We start from the raw sequence: 2,080 nt of genomic DNA, 5'->3' as shown, positions 1-2,080 counted from the left end.
TCCTTTGGAGCGGAGGAAAGGACAGCTACCTCTCCCTCAGGAAGGCTCGGGAAAGGGGTATTCACCCTAGCTACGCTCTATCCTACGTTGAAGAGAGAAGCGGGAGGCTGATAGGCTGTTACCTGCGGGAGGAGGTTGTGAGGATACAGGCTGAGCTTCTTGGGCTTGAGTTCGTTCCGGTTTACGGAAGCAAGAGAAAGGGGAACTTCAGGGAGAGGCTTGTAGAAAGGCTGAAGGCTCTGGGCTTGGAGGTTGGCGTATTCGGAGACCTTCAACAGAGGGAGCACAGGTCCTTCCTTGAAGGGGTATGCTATGAGCTCAGAATAGAGGCTCTCTTTCCCCTCTGGGGTAGGGATGAGAGGGAAGTGCTTGATGAGGTCCTCAGGATTTCAAAGCCGATAGTGATCTGCAGACGCATCCGAAAGGTGCCAAGGAGGTTCCTCGGAAGGGAACTGAACCACGAGCTTATAAACTATCTGTCCGAGAAGGGGATGTCTCTGAGCGGAGAAGGGGGTGAGTACCAGAGCTTTGTGATAAGAGGAGAGGAGTTTGATATGGACGTTGCCTTTGAAAGGACCATAAGGCGTTCCCTCTACGAGTGCGTTGACCTGGAGGTGGTGGGATGAAGGTCTTTGTAACCGGAGGGACGGGCTTTGTCGGCAGGTACGTTGTTAGGGAGCTCCTCGGGAGAAAGCACAGGGTCTCTCTCGGGGTCAGGGACCTGAGGAAGGCTCTGTCCTTATTCGGGAGCGGGGTTGAGGTCTATGAGGTGAACTTCTCAAACAAAAACTCCATAAGGGAGGCTCTCAAGAACTCAAGGGCGGAGGCTGTAATCCACCTGATAGGTATCCTCCTTGAGAACAGGAGGAAGGGGCTTACCTTTGAGAACGTTCACTACCTGTACTCCGCCAATCTCTACGAGGTCGCGAAGGAGCTTGGCATCAAGAGGGCGGTTCACATGAGCGCCCTCGGAACTCACGAGGAGGCACCTTCCCGCTATCACAGGACCAAGTGGCTCGCAGAGGAGGTCCTCCGGGAGAGCGGTTTGAGCTTTACCATACTCAGGCCGAGCCTCATACTCGGTCCGGAGCAGAGGCTTTTCTTTGACATGGACAGGATAACGAGAATTCTTCCCGTGGTTCTCCTGCCCGACGGAGGCAGGTATCGCTTCCAGCCTGTTGATGTCAGGGATGTAGCTCAGTGCTTCGTTGAGGCTCTGGAGAGGAAGGATGCCGAAGGCATGACCTATGAGCTCTGCGGGAGCGATGTGGTTGCTTTCAGGGAGCTCCTGAAGGACATATTCACCTTCTGGGGAAGAAAGGTTCTGATGCTTCCCGTTCCCAAGTGGCTCATGTACTACATGGGCAGGGTTGCGGAGACCATACTCCAGCCGCCTCCCTTCTCATCAGACCAGATGCTGATGATGTGGAAGGACAACGTATGCGGGCTCGTAGGCGGGGCTGAGCCCGATGGAGTGAGGAAGCTCCTCGGAAGGGAACCCATACCCTACAGGGAGTCCCTGAGCTGGGCACTGAAGGGCTACGCTGAGCTCACCTCTTGAGGATAACGTCCAATATATATGTAGGGTTTGCAGTAGGCAGATTTAGGTGCAGCCGCATACACGGTAGTTCATTTTTGGAACACCAGTATATCTTCCACATTTATCTTCCCCTTATCTGCTTTCGATAACCCGTGTTGGATTATTCCCGATAGTTTAAAACCTTCTGATATTCCGATATCCGCCAACACTTTTGAAGTTTCTATTCTTTGTTCTTCTCCATTTATAATCCAGCTGTGATATTTACTCACCACCATAGCGTAGTACCTTCCGGGTTTTAAAACCCTATAACATTCCCTAAAACACAATTTCATCATCCGTAGATAGTTTTCTACTATTTGAGCCTTCATTGATCGCCTTGATTTTCTAAGAAGGTTAATAAGATCTATACTTGACTTTGGAAGGTCTAATTTGTAATTTTCAAATTTTGAGTAATATTCTTTCGTTGATCCGAATTTCAAATCATCATCAAACCCAAGCATAATTATAGAGATCTTATTGTTTCCAATGTAATCTAAAGCA

3 protein-coding genes are annotated in these 2,080 nt (G+C 50.2%); 2 read left to right on the top strand and 1 reads right to left on the bottom strand.

Annotated features, from left to right (window positions below; translation table 11 throughout):
• On the top strand, positions 1-626 hold a 626-nt coding region (locus tag AC1HCM_RS07360), incomplete at its 5' end, for a Dph6-related ATP pyrophosphatase (RefSeq protein ID WP_479461121.1).
• Positions 623-1,561 (top strand): complex I NDUFA9 subunit family protein, encoded by a 939-nt coding sequence (locus AC1HCM_RS07355; protein ID WP_479461120.1) that lies wholly within the window; start codon positions 623-625, stop codon positions 1,559-1,561. The genes AC1HCM_RS07360 and AC1HCM_RS07355, both read left to right, overlap by 4 nt.
• Before the next feature lie 68 nt (positions 1,562-1,629).
• Here the strand turns inward: AC1HCM_RS07355 and AC1HCM_RS07350 are convergent.
• A partial coding sequence (locus AC1HCM_RS07350; protein WP_479461119.1) for a hypothetical protein occupies positions 1,630-2,080 on the bottom strand: 451 nt, incomplete at its 5' end.

Source organism: Hydrogenivirga sp. (assembly GCF_056450045.1).
Note: the sequence above shows the minus strand (reverse complement) of the source record. Positions and strands in the feature narration are given on the sequence as shown.